The 14283-nt window shown below is 71.0% G+C and carries 12 protein-coding genes; 8 read left to right on the top strand and 4 right to left on the bottom strand.

Annotation, left to right across the window (positions count from 1 at the left end; translation table 11 throughout):
* Positions 1–16 precede the first annotated feature (16 nt).
* The 3 genes from LC438_RS05915 to LC438_RS05905 are packed head-to-tail and all read left to right on the top strand — an operon-like array spanning position 17 to position 2760.
* Positions 17–1294, top strand: a complete 1278-nt coding sequence (locus tag LC438_RS05915; RefSeq protein WP_105672356.1) for a DUF445 domain-containing protein — start codon at positions 17–19, stop codon at positions 1292–1294.
* 3 nt (positions 1295–1297) lie between these two features.
* The gene (locus tag LC438_RS05910) at positions 1298–2215 is read left to right on the top strand and encodes an arginase family protein (RefSeq protein WP_223586091.1); all 918 of its coding nucleotides are present in this window, start codon (positions 1298–1300) and stop codon (positions 2213–2215) included.
* On the top strand, positions 2212–2760 hold the full coding sequence (locus tag LC438_RS05905) for an AAA family ATPase (RefSeq protein ID WP_223586090.1): 549 nt from the start codon (positions 2212–2214) through the stop codon (positions 2758–2760). Before LC438_RS05910 ends, LC438_RS05905 begins: the two co-directional genes overlap by 4 nt.
* On the opposite strand, the gene LC438_RS05900 is transcribed toward LC438_RS05905, so the two are convergent.
* The gene (locus tag LC438_RS05900; RefSeq protein ID WP_105672359.1) at positions 2735–3739 is read right to left on the bottom strand and encodes a LacI family DNA-binding transcriptional regulator; all 1005 of its coding nucleotides are present in this window, start codon (positions 3737–3739) and stop codon (positions 2735–2737) included. The two genes, LC438_RS05905 and LC438_RS05900, sit on opposite strands and share 26 nt — an antisense overlap.
* 169 nt (positions 3740–3908) lie before the next feature.
* Between LC438_RS05900 and LC438_RS05895 the strand changes: the two genes are divergently transcribed.
* From LC438_RS05895 to LC438_RS05880, 4 genes are read left to right on the top strand one after another with little or no spacing between them, the layout of a single operon-like run.
* Positions 3909–5159, top strand: a complete 1251-nt coding sequence (locus tag LC438_RS05895) for an extracellular solute-binding protein (RefSeq protein ID WP_223586089.1) — start codon at positions 3909–3911, stop codon at positions 5157–5159.
* Positions 5160–5161: 2 nt separating this feature from the next.
* Positions 5162–6247 carry a carbohydrate ABC transporter permease gene (locus LC438_RS05890; RefSeq protein ID WP_105672361.1) on the top strand — a complete coding sequence of 362 codons (1086 nt, stop codon included), beginning with the start codon at positions 5162–5164 and terminating at the stop codon, positions 6245–6247.
* On the top strand, positions 6244–7083 hold the full coding sequence (locus tag LC438_RS05885) for a carbohydrate ABC transporter permease (protein ID WP_223586088.1): 840 nt from the start codon (positions 6244–6246) through the stop codon (positions 7081–7083). The genes LC438_RS05890 and LC438_RS05885 overlap by 4 nt, the downstream gene beginning before the upstream one ends.
* Entirely contained in the window at positions 7080–8945 is a 1866-nt protein-coding gene (locus tag LC438_RS05880) for a glycogen debranching N-terminal domain-containing protein (RefSeq protein ID WP_223586087.1), read from the top strand. Before LC438_RS05885 ends, LC438_RS05880 begins: the two co-directional genes overlap by 4 nt.
* A 24-nt stretch (positions 8946–8969) precedes the next feature.
* Here LC438_RS05880 and hutI read toward each other — a convergent pair whose 3' ends face one another.
* The 3 genes from hutI to hutH all read right to left on the bottom strand — a co-directional run bounded on the left by hutI (position 8970) and on the right by hutH (position 13413).
* Positions 8970–10136, bottom strand: coding sequence for an imidazolonepropionase (gene hutI, locus LC438_RS05875; protein WP_105672363.1), 1167 nt, complete (start codon positions 10134–10136; stop codon positions 8970–8972).
* An 89-nt stretch (positions 10137–10225) separates the two neighbouring features.
* A complete protein-coding gene (gene hutU / locus LC438_RS05870) occupies positions 10226–11878 on the bottom strand; it encodes a urocanate hydratase (protein ID WP_223586086.1) in 1653 nt (550 codons plus the stop codon).
* A complete protein-coding gene (gene hutH, locus LC438_RS05865; RefSeq protein WP_223586085.1) occupies positions 11875–13413 on the bottom strand; it encodes a histidine ammonia-lyase in 1539 nt (512 codons plus the stop codon). The genes hutU and hutH overlap by 4 nt, the downstream gene beginning before the upstream one ends.
* Positions 13414–13465: 52 nt before the next feature.
* On the opposite strand from hutH, the gene LC438_RS05860 reads away from it, so the two are divergent.
* Positions 13466–14245 (top strand): IclR family transcriptional regulator, encoded by a 780-nt coding sequence (locus tag LC438_RS05860; protein WP_223586084.1) that lies wholly within the window; start codon positions 13466–13468, stop codon positions 14243–14245.
* Positions 14246–14283: the final 38 nt, after the last annotated feature.

The raw sequence follows: 14283 nt of genomic DNA, 5'->3' as shown, positions 1-14283 counted from the left end.
GTGAAAGGATGACTCCATGCCGCGAACGCCGATGACGCAGCTCTCCCCCGCCGACCAGGACCGACTGCGCGCGCTCCGCCGCATGAAGGCCGTCGCGCTCGGCGCGCTGATCTTCATGGCGCTCGCCTTCGTCATCGCCTTCGCCCTTCAGGAGCGCGTCGGCTGGCTCTCCTATGTGCGCGCCGCAGCCGAGGGCGGCATGGTCGGCGCCCTGGCCGACTGGTTCGCCGTGACGGCGCTGTTCCGGCATCCGCTCGGCATCCCGATCCCGCACACGGCGATCATCCCGAGCCGCAAGGACGAGATCGGCCGCACGCTCGGGGAGTTCGTGGAGACGAACTTCCTCGCAGCGGACGTCGTGCGCACGAAGCTCTCCAGCACCCCGATCGCGCTGCGGGCCGGCGAGTGGCTGCGCGAGCCCGCGCACGCCGAACGCGTCGGCACGGAGGGAGCGACGGTCGCCACCGCGGTGCTCAACGCCCTCAGCGACGACGACGTGCGCGACCTCATCACCGACCTCGCCCGCGAGCACCTCGTCGCCCCGGAGTGGGGCACGCCGGCCGGAGTGTGGCTGGAGAAGATCGTCGCGGCCGACGCCCACCACGGCGCCGTCGACCTCGCCGTCGACAGCATCGCCACCTGGCTGAACGCCAACGCCGTCGCCTTCAACGGACTCATCTCCCGCCGCCTGCCCTCGTGGGTGCCTCGTCTGGCGCATCGATTCGTCGACGAGACCGCCTACAACGAGGCCGTGCGGTTCGTGAACGCGGTGAAGGCCGACCCCCGGCATCCCGCCCGGCTCGCGATCGACGGCTACCTCACCCGCCTCGCCGACAACCTGCAGCACGACCCTGCGACCCGCACCAAGCTCGAGAACGCGAAGGCCTCCCTGTTCGACAGCCCTCGGGTCGGCGCCCTCGCCGCCGAGGCGTGGAACACGGCGAAGAACGGGCTCCTCTCCGCCCTCGCCGACCCCGAGAGCGGACTTCGGCGACGGCTCGTGCAGGCGCTCCAGGAGGTCGGCGAGCGCCTCACGACGGATGCCGCGCTGCAGCACCGCGTCGACACCTGGGTCTCGGATGCCGCGGTCTTCCTCGTCGACCGCTACCGGCACGACATCGCCTCGATCATCACCGACACCGTCGAACGCTGGGACCCGGCCGAGACCACGGAGAAGATCGAGCTCATGGTCGGACGCGACCTGCAGTACATCCGTCTGAACGGCACCGTCGTCGGCGCTCTCGCCGGACTCGCCATCTTCACCATCGCCCACGCCCTGATCCCCGGAGTCTGAACCATGGCACTGTCGCACGATCCCCTCTGGCCGCGCGCAGGCGGCTGGCCGGCCTTCGACTCCACGGCGGATGCCGTGCTGCTCGGCGTGCCGGTGTGGCGCACCTCGCTCTCCCCGACCGGCGCCCACGCGACCCCGGCCGCGATCCGCGAGGCGCTGCCCCGCTACGGCGCCACGCTGATGGGGCCGCCGATCGTCGATCTGAACGAGGCGCTGCGCATCGCCGACGCCGGCGACGTCCACGAGCCGGACGGCGACGCGGGAGAGTCCGATGTGATCTCCCGCGTGCGGGAGCTCACGGCATCCGCCGAACTCGTGATCGCTCTCGGCGGCGACAACTCCCTCACCTACCCCGTGGCCCTCGGCGCCGAGGCCACCGGCCTCATCACCTTCGACGCGCACTTCGACCTGCGCGACGGCGTCTCCAACGGCACGCCCGTGCGCAGACTCGTCGAAGACGCTCCCGCTGCGGCCACGCTGGAGACCTCGCGCATCGACCCCGCGCACATCGTGCAGATCGGCATCGCCGACTTCGCGAACTCCGCGGCGTACGCGAAGCGGGCGGCCGACTGGGGCATCCGGGTGATCACGCTCGACGAGCTGCGCCGCCGCGGCATCGACGACGTCGTCGCGGAGGCGCTGGAGATCGCCGGGGCCGGAGCCGCGCCCCGCGTGCACCTGGACATCGACGTGGACGTGTGCGACCGCTCGGTGGCGCCGGGGTGCCCTGCGAGCATCCCCGGCGGGCTCGCCGCCTGGGAGCTCCGCGCGCTGACGCGCGCTGTCGCCGCAGACCCCCGGGTCGTCAGCGCCGACCTGGCGGAGGTCGACGCGACGGCGGACGCCGACGACGCCCGCACCGTCCGCCTCGCCGCGCTCTGCGTGCTGGAGCTGCTCGCAGGACTGCACTCCCGACGATGAGGATCGTCGTCTCCGGAACCCACGCGAGCGGCAAGAGCACCCTGATCGCCGACCTCCGCGCCGCGCTGCCCGAGTACCTCGTGCTCGGCGACCCCTTCGACGACATCGACGACGACGCCCCCACCGGAGAGCGCAGCTTCGCCGCGCAGCTGGCGGTCACCGCCGCACGGCTGCGCGAGACCGCGCACGAGCCCTCCGTCGTGTCCGAGCGGGGGCCACTGGACTTCGTCGCCTATCTCACCGCCCTGGAGTCCCTGGGGCGCAGCGACGGGTCTCTTCTCGCCAGAGCCACGGAGATCGCCGCCGCCTCCATGCGCGAGATCGACCTCGTCGTCGTGCTCCCCCTCGACAGGCGGCATCCGATCCTCGTCCCCGACGATGAGGACCCCGAGCTGAGGGACGCGATGGACGATGCGCTCCTGGAGATCGTCGACGACCTCGAACGCGACGGAGCCCTGCCTGCTCTCCTGGTCGTCTCCGGCGATCCGCAGGAGCGCCTCGCGCACGTGCTCGAGGCGGTCAGCGCACCACGAGCTCAGGGGTGATCAGGGCGTGCGCCGAGCCTGACTGGACACGGCGCGGGGCGACGACGTCGCCTGTCGGGCCCATCATGAGCTCCAGGATGGCCGCGGCCACGTCCTCCGGGCGCTGCTCGACGCTGGAGAACCCCAGCGCCTCCGCGGTCGGGGTGTTGTCGAAGCCGATGACGGGAACCGACCGCCGCGCATCGGAGAGCGCGAGAAGAGCGCCGACGGCGAGCGAATCGCTCGCGCAGACGACGGCGTCGGCATCCAGTCCCTCGTCGAGGGCGCGCGCGACGCTCGCCCTCACCTGCGGCACCGAGTCGTCGGCGACGACCCGCGCACCCTTCGCGCCGGCCGCGCGCATCGCCTCGATCCACCCGCGCTCGCGGTCGTCGCCCGTGCCGGAGCCGGATGGCCAGCCGAGGAACGCGACACGGCCGCCGAAGGTCAGCGCGTGCTCCGTCGCCGCGCGGGTGCCGGCCGCGCCGTCGACGTCGACCCACAGGTGCCGCGGGTCGGCGATGTCGTCTTCTCCCCACGGCCGTCCGAACGAGATGAACGGCAGTCCCGAATCGTCGAGCCGGCCCACGCGGGGGTCGTCGCGCATGGTGCCGGTGATGATCGCCGCGTCGATCTCCGACCCCTCCCACAGCTCCGCGAGGCGGGCGATCTCCTCCTCCGGAGTGCGAGCGGCGTAGACGAGCATGCGCATGCCCCGCTCACTCGCGTGCTCGGTGATGGCGTGCACGAACCTGTCGAGCACGACTCCGGAGATGCCGCCGACGTAGGGGTCGAGGCGGATGCCGATGGTCGAGCTGCGCCGCAGTCGGAGCTGTCGCGCGGCGGCATGGCGTCGGTAGCCGAGGGCGTCGATGGCGGCGAGCACGCGCTCCCTCGTGGCCGGACGCACGATGTCTGGCGTGTTGAGCACGTTCGAGACCGTCTGGCGGGAGACTCCGGCGTGCTCGGCGACGTCTTCGACAGTGGGCGCCTTCGCCATCGCACCTCCTCGTTCACGGCCTGGGTCACAGGTGCGGGGTTGACACTTCCGCGCCCTCGCCCCTAGCCTATTCCACACAGGATTTGATCGTTCAAATTCCTACCCTTCCCGAACTCGCACGAGCCGCACGCGGCCGTCGCCCGCAGTGACTCATCAAAGGAGAGAGACCATGACACGGCACATCACACGCGCAGTCCTCGGCACCGGAGCGGTGCTGATCAGCAGCACCCTGGTGCTCACCGGCTGCGGATCCGGCTTCTCCGGAGGAGACGCGAAGCCGGATGCCGGCGGCCTCACCTCCTCCGACGACGCGCTCACCGTCCTCATCGGCTCCTCGGGCGATGCCGAGACCGCCGCCGTGCAGAAGGCGCTGGACGACTGGACCGCGAAGTCCGGCACGAAGACCTCCCTCCAGGTGGCCAGCGACCTCAACCAGGAGCTCTCCCAGGGGTTCGCCGCGGGCAAGCCCGCCGACCTCTTCTATCTCTCCACCGACCAGATCGCCGGCTACGCATCGAACGGCTCTCTGAAGGCCTACGGAGACGACCTGAAGAACAAGGACGACTTCTACCCCTCGCTCGTCGAGAACTTCACCGTCGACGGCGACTTCTACTGCGCGCCGAAGGACTTCTCCACCCTCGCGCTCGTCATCAACACGAAGATGTGGGCGGATGCCGGCCTCACCGACGCCGATCTGCCGAAGACCTGGGACGACCTGGCCTCCGTCGCGCAGAAGCTCACGACGCCCGAGCACGTGGGCCTCGCGTTCGGCGCCGAGTACCAGCGCGTCGGCACCTTCATGGCGCAGGCGGGCGGCGGCCTCGTGAAGGACGGCAAGGCCATCGCAAGCGACCAGGCGAACGTCGACGCTCTGACCTACGTGAAGTCGCACCTCGCGGACGGCACCTTCGCCTTCGCCAAGGACGTCGGCGCCGGATGGGGCGGGGAGGCACTCGGCAAGGGCTCCGCCGCGATGGTGATCGAAGGCAACTGGATCACCGGGGCGATGACCAACGACTACTCGTCCGTCGACTACACCGTCGCGGAGCTCCCCGCCGGCCCCAGCGGCCAGGGCACCCTGCAGTTCACCAACTGCTGGGGCATGGCGGCCGACAGCCCCAACCAGAAGGCCGCCCTCGACCTCGTGGAGTACCTCACGAGCGCCGACAGCCAGCTGGCCTTCTCGAAGGCGTTCGGCCCCATGCCCTCGATCAAGTCGGCAGCCGACGCCTGGACGGCCGACAACGCCGCCCTCGCCCCCTTCCTCGCCGGCGCCGACTACGCGCAGTTCCCGCCGAACCAGGACGGGGCGGCCGACGTCGTCTCCGACTTCAACGCGCAGCTCGAGTCGCTGAAGACCGCCGACCCCGCGACGATCCTCGACTCCGTCCAGTCCAACCTCGAAGCGGTCGTCAAGTAACCATGACCGCTCTGGCCACGCCTCGTCGCGGCGGATCCTCCGGGCTCCGCCGCGGCGAGGCCGCAGCCGGGTGGCTGTTCACCGCGCCGGTGATCGCCATCCTCGGCGTCTTCCTCCTCGTCCCGGTGCTCATGGCGCTGTGGGTGAGCGTCTCCGACTGGGCGGGCCGCGGAAGCCCCCTCGCCGGCTCGGTGTCGTTCGTCGGCGCCGACAACTACGCCGCGGTCCTCACCGACGGCGGACTCGCCACCAAGGACTTCGGCACCGCGCTGCGCAACAACGCCTGGTACGTCGTGCTGGTGGTGCCGCTGCAGACGGCGCTCGCGCTGTTCCTCGCGGTCCTCGTCAACAGGGCGATGCTGCGCGGCCGCGGCTTCTTCCGCACCGCCTACTACTTCCCCTCCGTCACCAGCTCCGTCGCGATCACCGTGCTGTGGATGTTCCTGTTCTCGGCGAGCGGAGCGGTCAACGACGTGCTGTCCTGGTTCGGCCTCAACGGGCCGAACTGGTTCAACGATCCGCGCGGCATCCTGCATCTCCTCCTCGGCGACAGCGGACCCGCTGCGCTCGCCCAGGGCGGGATGCTGGGGGTCTCCTGGTGGGACTGGCTCTCCGGCCCGTCCATCGCGATGAGCGCCTACATCCTGATGGCGGTCTTCACGACGTCCGGGACGTTCATGCTTCTCTTCCTCGCCGGGCTCCAGAACCTCGGCGGCGACGTCGAGGAGGCAGCGATGATGGACGGCGCGAACGGCTGGCAGCGCTTCTGGCGGATCACCCTCCCCCAGCTTCGGCCGACCCTGTTCACGGTCCTGACCCTCGGCCTCATCGGATGCTGGCAGGTCTTCGACCAGATCTACGCCGGAACCCGCGGCGCGCCGAGCAAGACCACGCTGACGCCCGCCTACCTCTCCTACCAGTCGGCGTTCAACAACCAGGAGTGGGGCCAGGGCGCCGCGATCGCCTTCATCCTCTTCGTGATCATCGTCGTCTTCACCCTCGTGCAGCGCTGGGTGCTGCGCGACCGCCCCGTGTCCCAGCGCCGCATCCGCGCCTACCAGGTCACGGAGAAGGGCGGTGCATCATGAGGCTCTCCCGCAAGCAGCTGACCTGGCAGATCGTGCTGTACGCCGTGCTCATCGGGCTCGCGCTCATCTACATCTACCCCTTCCTGGTCCAGGTCGCGACGAGCTTCAAGACCGACGAGGACGCGGCATCCAGCGGCATCTCGCTCATCCCCCAGGTGTGGACCTTCGCGGCCTATGACCGCCTGTTCGCGAACTCCGACTTCCCGTCGTGGTTCGTCAACAGCGCGATCGTGACGATCTTCGTGACGGCGGGCCGGGTCTTCTTCAACTCGCTCGCGGGGTACGCGCTCGCACGTCTGCACTTCCGAGGGCGGGGCGTCGTCTTCGCGGCTCTGGTCGCCGTCATGTCGGTGCCGGCGGTCGTGCTCCTGATCCCCAAGTTCCTCGTGATCAACCAGCTCGGGATCTTCAACTCCTATGCGGGGATGATCCTGCCGCTGCTCGTCGACGCCGCCGGAGTCTTCATCATGAAGAACTTCTTCGAGTCGATCCCGGTCTCCGTCGAGGAGCAGGCGCGCATCGACGGAGCCGGCACGTTCCGGCTGTTCTGGTCGGTCGTCCTGCCGATGGCGACCCCGGCGCTCGTGACGATCGTGATCCTGTCGTTCCAGGGCTCGTGGAACGAGCTGAGCCATTTCATCGTGTCCACCAACGATCCCGCTCTGACCACGCTGACGAAGGGCGTCGCCTCGCTCGCGAGCGGCCAGCTCAGCCAGGGCACGCAGTACCCGATCAAGCTCGCGGCGGCGCTCCTCATGACGATCCCCGTCGCCGTGATGTTCTTCATCTTCCAGCGCCGCATCATGAACACCACAGAAGGAGCCGTCAAGGAATGACCCCCACCCCGCCGCTGCAACCGCTGCTGCACGACGCAGTGATCGCCCTCGAGGCGCCGACCCAGGTGTGGTCGGATGCCGAGGGGCGCATGGGAACCGCACCCATCCACGGGGTCTATCACGGCGACGTGCGGCACATCAGAGCGATCGACGTCGCCGTGCGCGGCACCGAGCTGGAATCGATCGGCTGCGCCTCCCCCACCCCCCGCCGTGTGCTCCTCGTCGACGTGCTGCGCGGCATCGACGACGACTCGGCCGACCCGAAGGTGCGGCTCGACCGCGAGCGCACCGTGACGGCCGGCGCGTTCTCGGAGCGTCTCCGCGTCTCCGCTCACCTCGACGACGGTGTGCCCGTCGACCTCACGGTGCGCATCGTCCCCGACTTCGCGCCCATGCAGGAGGTGAAGGCCGGGCTCTCCGCCGAGGCGTCCTGGTCGTGGGACGGCGCGGTCTGCCGTGCCGACGAGGCGTCCTTCACGCTCGCCGCCGCCGGAGCGACCGTGACCGCCGACGAGCACGGCATCACGATGACCTGGGGTGCGGTGATACCGCCGCACGGCTCGCTCGATCTCTCCTGGTCGGTGACCATGGACGATCCGACGCTCGTCGTCTCCGCCGCCGCCCCCGCGGAACCCCACCGGCTCGCCTCCCCGGTCGACCCCCGAGCGTCCCGCTGGCTGGACAGGGCGACCGCCGATCTCGACGCGCTGCGGCTGGCTCTGCCCGACCACCCCGACGATGCGTTCTACGCCGCGGGCGCCCCGTGGTTCTTCACCCTGTTCGGCCGCGACTCGATCTGGGCGGCGCGACTGGCTCTCGCCGCCGCGCCGGAGATGGCGGCGTCGACGCTGCGGGTGCTCGCCCGCCTGCAGGGGACGACGACGGATGCCGACTCGGCGGAGGCCCCTGGAAAGATCCCGCATGAGCTCCGCAGCGGCATCCTCTCCCTGCCGAACGAGGGCGTGCACCTGCCGCCCCTCTACTTCGGCACGGTGGACGCGACGCCGCTGTGGGTGTGCCTCCTCGCCGACGCGCGGGACGCGGGGATGCCAGACGACGAACTGCGCGAGCTGCTTCCCGCCCTGCGTGCGGCGCTCGACTGGATGATCGTGCACGGGGACGCCTCGGGCAGCGGCTTCATCGACTACGCCGACGAGTCGGGGCACGGCCTCGCCAACCAGGGCTGGAAGGACTCGGGCGACTCGATCCAGTGGCGCGACGGCCGGCTCGCCGACGGTCCGATCGCCCTCAGCGAGGTGCAGGCGTACGCCTACGAGGCGGCGGTGCGCGGGGCCGGGCTGCTCGATCAGCTGGGAGAGACGGGCGGCACCGCACTGCGCGAGTGGGCGGCCGATCTGCGGGCCCGCTTCCGCGCCGCGTACTGGGTGCGCACCGAGGAGGGGCACTATCCCGCCATCGCACTCGATGCGCACGGGGCCGCGGTCGATTCTCTGACGAGCAACATCGGCCACCTGATCGGCACCGGCATCCTCGACCCCGAGGAGGAGCGCGCCTGCGCGGCTCTGCTCACGGGCCGATCGATGTCCAGCGGCTTCGGCATCCGGACCCTCTCGACCGGAGCCGCCGGCTACTGGCCGCTGAGCTATCACGGCGGCAGCGTGTGGACCCACGACACGGCCATCGCCGTCCACGGCATGCTGCGCGCCGGTCTCGCCGACGAGGCGCGTGCGGTCGCGGCGCAGCTGATCGACGTCGCCGAGGGATTCGAGTACCGGGTCCCCGAACTGCACGCCGGCGACGAGAGGGTGCCCGGCGGGCGCCCTGTCCCCTACCCTGCCGCGTGCCGCCCGCAGGCCTGGTCGGCCGCCGCGGCAGTGGTCTGCGCTCGCGCGCTCGAATGAGCGGTCGGGGTCGTCGTCGTCCGCTCAGGCGACGACGACCCCGTCCTTCCACACCTGGTCCACGAGCGGCACGCCGGGACGGTACGCCAGGTGGATGCGCGTGGGGGCCTTCAGCAGCACGAGATCCGCACGATACCCAGGGGCGATGACGCCGACGTCGTCGCGGCGCAGCGCCGCCGCGCCTCCGGCGGTGGCGGCCCAGACCGCCTCGGCCGGCGTCATCCCCATGTCGCGGACGGCGACGGCGATGCAGAACGGCATGGAGCTCGTGAAGCTCGACCCGGGGTTGGTGTCGCACGCGAGCGCCACCGTCACACCCGCGTCGATGAGACGCCGGGCGTCGGGGTACGGCTGGCGCGTGGAGAACTCCACGCCGGGCAGCAGCGTCAGCACCGTGTCGGACCCTGCGAGCGCCTCGACGTCGGCATCCGTCAGGTAGGTGCCGTGGTCGATGGATGCCGCGCCCAGCTCGACGGCGAGGCGCACCCCGTCGCCGGGGCCGAGCTGGCTCGCATGCACGCGCGGAGCGAGTCCTCGGGCGATGCCCGCTTCGAGGACCCGGCGGGACTGCTCCACCGAGAACGCACCGGTCTCGCAGAACACGTCGATCCACTTCGCGTGGGGAGCGCAGGCGTCGAGCATGGGCCCCGTGACGAGGTCGACGTACTCGTCGCCGCGGTCCGCGTACTCGGCGGGCACCACGTGCGCGCCGAGGAACGTGACCTCCGGCGTCACCTCGGCGGCGAGGCGGACGAGCCGCTCCTCGTCGACGACGCTCAGTCCGTAGCCGCTCTTGATCTCGACGGTCGTCGTTCCCTGAGCGCGCAGCTCCTCGATGAAGCCGCGCAGACGCGCACGCAGCTCATCGTCCGTCGCGGCCCTGGTCGCGGCCACCGTGGAGCGGATGCCTCCCGCCGCGTACTTCTGCCCCGCCATCCGCGCCTCGAACTCGACGGCGCGATCGCCGCCGAACACGAGGTGGCTGTGGCTGTCGACGAATCCGGGGATGACCGCGGCGCCGCCGGCGTCATCCGTCTCGTCGGCCTGAGGGGCATCGGCCGCAGCGCCGACCCAGACGATCCGCCCGTCGTCGATGAGGACGGCGGCGTCGTGCAGGGTTCCGGTCGGGTCGCCGTCGGCCGAGCGGACGTTGGTCGTCAGCTCGCCGATGTTCGTGATCAGCACGGTCATCCGGGGTCTCCCTTCCGTGAGAGGTCAGAGAGCGTCGCCTGCCGGGGGTCCGGAGAGACGTCCTCTGACCTCTCATGAGGTTGTCACAGTCAGAGCATCGGGACCTTGAGGCCGCGCTCACGGGCGACCTCGCGGGCGTGCTCGTAGCCGGCGTCGACGTGGCGCATGACGCCGGTGCCGGGGTCGTTCGTCAGCACGCGCTCGAGCTTCTCGGCGGCGAGCGCTGAGCCGTCGGCCACGGTGACCTGACCGGCGTGGATCGAACGACCGATGCCGACGCCCCCGCCGTGGTGCAGCGACACCCAGGAGGCGCCGGATGCCGTGTTCAGCAGCGCGTTCAGCAGCGGCCAGTCGGCGATCGCGTCGGAGCCGTCCTTCATGGCCTCGGTCTCGCGGTACGGCGAGGCGACGGAGCCCGAGTCGAGGTGGTCGCGGCCGATCACGATCGGAGCCGACAGCTCGCCCGACGCGACCATCTCGTTGAACCTGAGTCCGGCGAGGTGGCGCTCCTTGTAGCCCAGCCAGCAGATGCGGGCGGGAAGACCTTCGAAGTGGACCTTCTCGCCGGCCTTCTCCAGCCAGCGGTGCAGAGCGGCATCCTCGGGGAACAGCTCGGCGATCGCGCGGTCGGTCTTGCGGATGTCCTCGGGGTCGCCGGAGAGCGCAGCCCAGCGGAACGGGCCACGCCCCTCCTCGAACTGCGGGCGGATGTACGCCGGCACGAAGCCGGGGAACTCGAACGCCCTGTCGAAGCCGCCCAGCTGGGCCTCCGCGCGGATCGAGTTGCCGTAGTCGAACACCGCGGCCCCCGCATCCTTGAAGGCCACCATGGCCTCGACGTGCGCCGCCATGGCGAGACGGGAGCGACGCGTGAACTCCTCGGGGTCGCGCTCGGCCTCGGCCTTCCAGTCCTCGACCGAGATGCCGATCGGCAGGTAGGCGAGCGGGTCGTGCGCGCTGGTCTGGTCGGTGACGATATCGATCGGGACGCCACGACGGAACAGCTCGGGGAAGACCTCGGCCGCGTTGCCGACGATGCCCACGGAAAGCGCCTCGCCGGCCTCCTTGGCGGCGACCGCCCGAGCGATGGCCTCGTCGAGATCGGTGTAGTAGACGTCGAGGTAGCCGTGGTCGACGCGACGGGCCAGACGGGTCTCGTCGACGTCGACGATGAGCACGGCGCCGTCGTTCATCGTGACGGCGAGCGGCTGCGCGCCGCCCATCCCGCCGGCGCCGCCGGTGAGCGACAGGGTGCCCTTGAGCGATTCCCGTCCGAGCGAGCGAGCGACGGCGGCGAAGGTCTCGTAGGTGCCCTGCAGGATGCCCTGCGAACCGATGTAGATCCACGACCCGGCCGTCATCTGCCCGTACATCATGAGGCCGAGCTGCTCGAGACGGCGGAACTCGGGCCAGTTCGCCCAGTCGCCGACGAGGTTGGAGTTCGCGATGAGAACGCGGGGAGCCCACTCGTGCGTGCGGAACACGCCGACCGGCTTGCCCGACTGCACCAGCAGGGTCTCATCGGGCTCGAGCTCGTCGAGCGTGCGGACGATCGCGTCGTACGCCTCCCAGTTGCGGGCGGCCTTGCCGGTGCCGCCGTAGACCACGAGGTCCTCGGGGTGCTCGGCGACCTCGGGGTCGAGGTTGTTCATCAGCATCCGCTTGGCGGCCTCGGCGCCCCAGCTCTTGGCGGTGCGCTCGTTGCCGCGCGGCGCCCGGATGTTCGTGTGGGTGGTGCTCATTTCGCGTGCTCCTTTGCGATGCGTGCGATGGCGCCGGACTGCACGAGGGCGGTCACGGCCTCCATCTCGGGAGAGAGGAAGCGGTCGGGGCCGGGGCCGGCGGCGACCGTGCGGACGAGGTCGCGGACGGCCCCGGTGGCTGCTCCGGCCCGGAGGGGCGCGCGCAGGTCGAGGGCGCGCGCGCCGGTGAGGATCTCGATGGCGAGGACGCGACCGAGGCCGTCGATCGCTCGGCGCAGCTTGCGTCCGGCCGCCCAGCCCATCGACACGTGGTCCTCCTGCATGGCAGACGACGGGATGGAGTCGACGGATGCCGGGACGGCGAGGCGCTTGAGCTCGGACACGATGCCGGCCGCCGCGTACTGCGCGATCATGAGACCGGAGTCGACGCCGACCTCGTCGGCGAGGAACGGCGGGAGGCCGTGGTTGCGCGCGGGGTCGAGGGCGCGGTCGGTGCGGCGCTCGGAGACGGAGGCCACATCGGCGACCGAGATGGCGAGGAAGTCGAGGACCGCCGCGACCGGGGCGCCGTGGAAGTTGCCGTTCGACTCGATGCGTCCGTCGAGCGTGATCACGGGGTTGTCGATGACGCTGGCGAGCTCGCGGTCGGCGATGGTCGCCGCGTAACCTGCGGTGTCGCGCGCGGTGCCGTGCACCTGCGGCGTGCAGCGCAGCGAGTAGGCGTCCTGCACGCGGCCGTCCTCCGGGCCCTTGTGGCTGTGCACCATCGGGGAGTCGCCGAGGAACGCGCGCAGGTTCGCGGCGGAGGTTCCCTGACCGACCTGCGGACGCAGCGCCATGAGGTCGGCGGCGAACACGGCGTCGGTGCCGAGCTGCGACTCGATCGACATCGCGGCCGCGATGTCGGCGGTGACCAGGAGCTCCTCCAGGTCATGCAGTGCGAGCACCAGGGTGCCGAGCATGCCGTCGGTGCCGTTGATGAGGGCGAGGCCCTCCTTCTCGACGAGGGTGAGCGGCTCGATCCCCGCAGCGGCGAGCGCCTCGGATGCCGGGAGCAGCGTGCCTGCGGCGTCGCGGACGTCTCCCTCGCCCATGGTGGCGAGCGCGATGTGCGCGAGCGGCGCGAGGTCGCCGGAGCAGCCGAGCGAGCCGTACTCGCGCACGATCGGGGTGATCCCCGCGTTGAGGAGTGCCGCGTAGGTCTCGACGACGACCGGTCGCACGCCGGTGCGCCCCGAGGCGAGCGTCTGCAGGCGCAGCAGCTGAAGGCCGCGCGTGACCTCGCGCTCGATCTCCGCGCCGGTGCCGGCGGCGTGCGAGCGGATCAGGCTGGCCTGCAGCTGCAGGCGGCGCTCGGGGGCGATGAACGTCGTCGCGAGCGCGCCGAAGCCCGTGGAGACCCCGTAGTGCGGGTTCGGGTCCGCGGCGAGGCCGTCGATCACGGTGCGGGTCTCGGCGACGCGGGCGAGAGCCTCGGGGGCGATGACGACGGGGGCGCCGTGTCGGGCGACGGCGACGACGTCGGCGTGGCGCAGGGGCTCGACGCCGACGAGAACGGGGGACTGATCACTCATACGTCGATTCCACACCGTCGCGGTCGCGCGCGGCACCGGTTCATGGCATCCTTTGTCTGTGATACCAGACATATCGGATGCCGCCTCCGCCCAGGTTCCGGCGGCGGAGAACACGCTCCGCATCCTGCGCTACCTCGCCGGACGACCGGCGCCGGTCGCGGCATCCGCCATCGCCAGGGAGCTCGCACTCCCCCGGTCGACCGTGTACCACCTGCTCACGACGCTCGCCGCGCACGGCTTCGTCCTCCATCTCCGCGAGGAGCGGCGATGGGGTCTCGGCACCTCGGCGTTCGAGCTCGCCGGCGGCTACGCACGGCAGCAGCCACTCGCCCGTCTCGGGCGTCCGCTCGTGGCCTCCCTCTCCGATCGCCTCGGCGAGAGCACGCACCTCGCCGTGATGAGCGGCGGAGACGTGCTCTACATCGTCGAGGAGCGCGCTCCTCGACGGCCCGCGCTGATCACCGACGTCGGCGTGCGGCTCCCCGCGCACCTGACGGCGTCGGGACGCGCCATGCTCGCCTCCCTCCCCCGTGAGCAGGTGCGGGCGCTCTACCCGAGCGCCTCCTCGTTCCCCGACCGCACCGGCCTCGGTCCCCGCAGGCCGGGTGAGCTCCGCGAGCTCCTGCGCGAGGTGCGCGCCCGCGGATACGCCACGGAAGACAGCGAGGTCGCCGACGGGCTGCGCAGCGTGGGCGTCGCGGTACGCGATCACGCCGGATGGCCGATCGCCGCCGTGGCCGTCACCTGGGCGGACGGCGACCTCGACGAAAGCGCTCTGGCGGATGCCGTGCGCGACACCGCGGCGACGCTGGAGTCCCGCCTGAAACGCTGAGTATCGGAATGTCGCAGACCTGCGACACGATGGCGACA

It is taken from the genome of Microbacterium sp. OVT16B (assembly GCF_019969705.1).
GTDB lineage: Bacteria > Actinomycetota > Actinomycetes > Actinomycetales > Microbacteriaceae > Microbacterium > Microbacterium natoriense.
The sequence above is the reverse complement of the archived record's forward strand: the minus strand, read 5'-3'. Positions and strand labels throughout refer to the sequence as shown.

Coding starts and splice junctions, on each gene's coding strand:
- LC438_RS05915 (WP_105672356.1), top strand. CDS start 17: ATGCCGCGAACGCCGATGACGCAGCTCTCCCCCGCCGACCAGGACCGA.
- LC438_RS05910 (WP_223586091.1), top strand. CDS start 1,298: ATGGCACTGTCGCACGATCCCCTCTGGCCGCGCGCAGGCGGCTGGCCG.
- LC438_RS05905 (WP_223586090.1), top strand. CDS start 2,212: ATGAGGATCGTCGTCTCCGGAACCCACGCGAGCGGCAAGAGCACCCTG.
- LC438_RS05900 (WP_105672359.1), bottom strand. CDS start 3,739: ATGGCGAAGGCGCCCACTGTCGAAGACGTCGCCGAGCACGCCGGAGTC.
- LC438_RS05895 (WP_223586089.1), top strand. CDS start 3,909: ATGACACGGCACATCACACGCGCAGTCCTCGGCACCGGAGCGGTGCTG.
- LC438_RS05890 (WP_105672361.1), top strand. CDS start 5,162: ATGACCGCTCTGGCCACGCCTCGTCGCGGCGGATCCTCCGGGCTCCGC.
- LC438_RS05885 (WP_223586088.1), top strand. CDS start 6,244: ATGAGGCTCTCCCGCAAGCAGCTGACCTGGCAGATCGTGCTGTACGCC.
- LC438_RS05880 (WP_223586087.1), top strand. CDS start 7,080: ATGACCCCCACCCCGCCGCTGCAACCGCTGCTGCACGACGCAGTGATC.
- hutI (WP_105672363.1), bottom strand. CDS start 10,136: ATGACCGTGCTGATCACGAACATCGGCGAGCTGACGACCAACGTCCGC.
- hutU (WP_223586086.1), bottom strand. CDS start 11,878: ATGAGCACCACCCACACGAACATCCGGGCGCCGCGCGGCAACGAGCGC.
- hutH (WP_223586085.1), bottom strand. CDS start 13,413: ATGAGTGATCAGTCCCCCGTTCTCGTCGGCGTCGAGCCCCTGCGCCAC.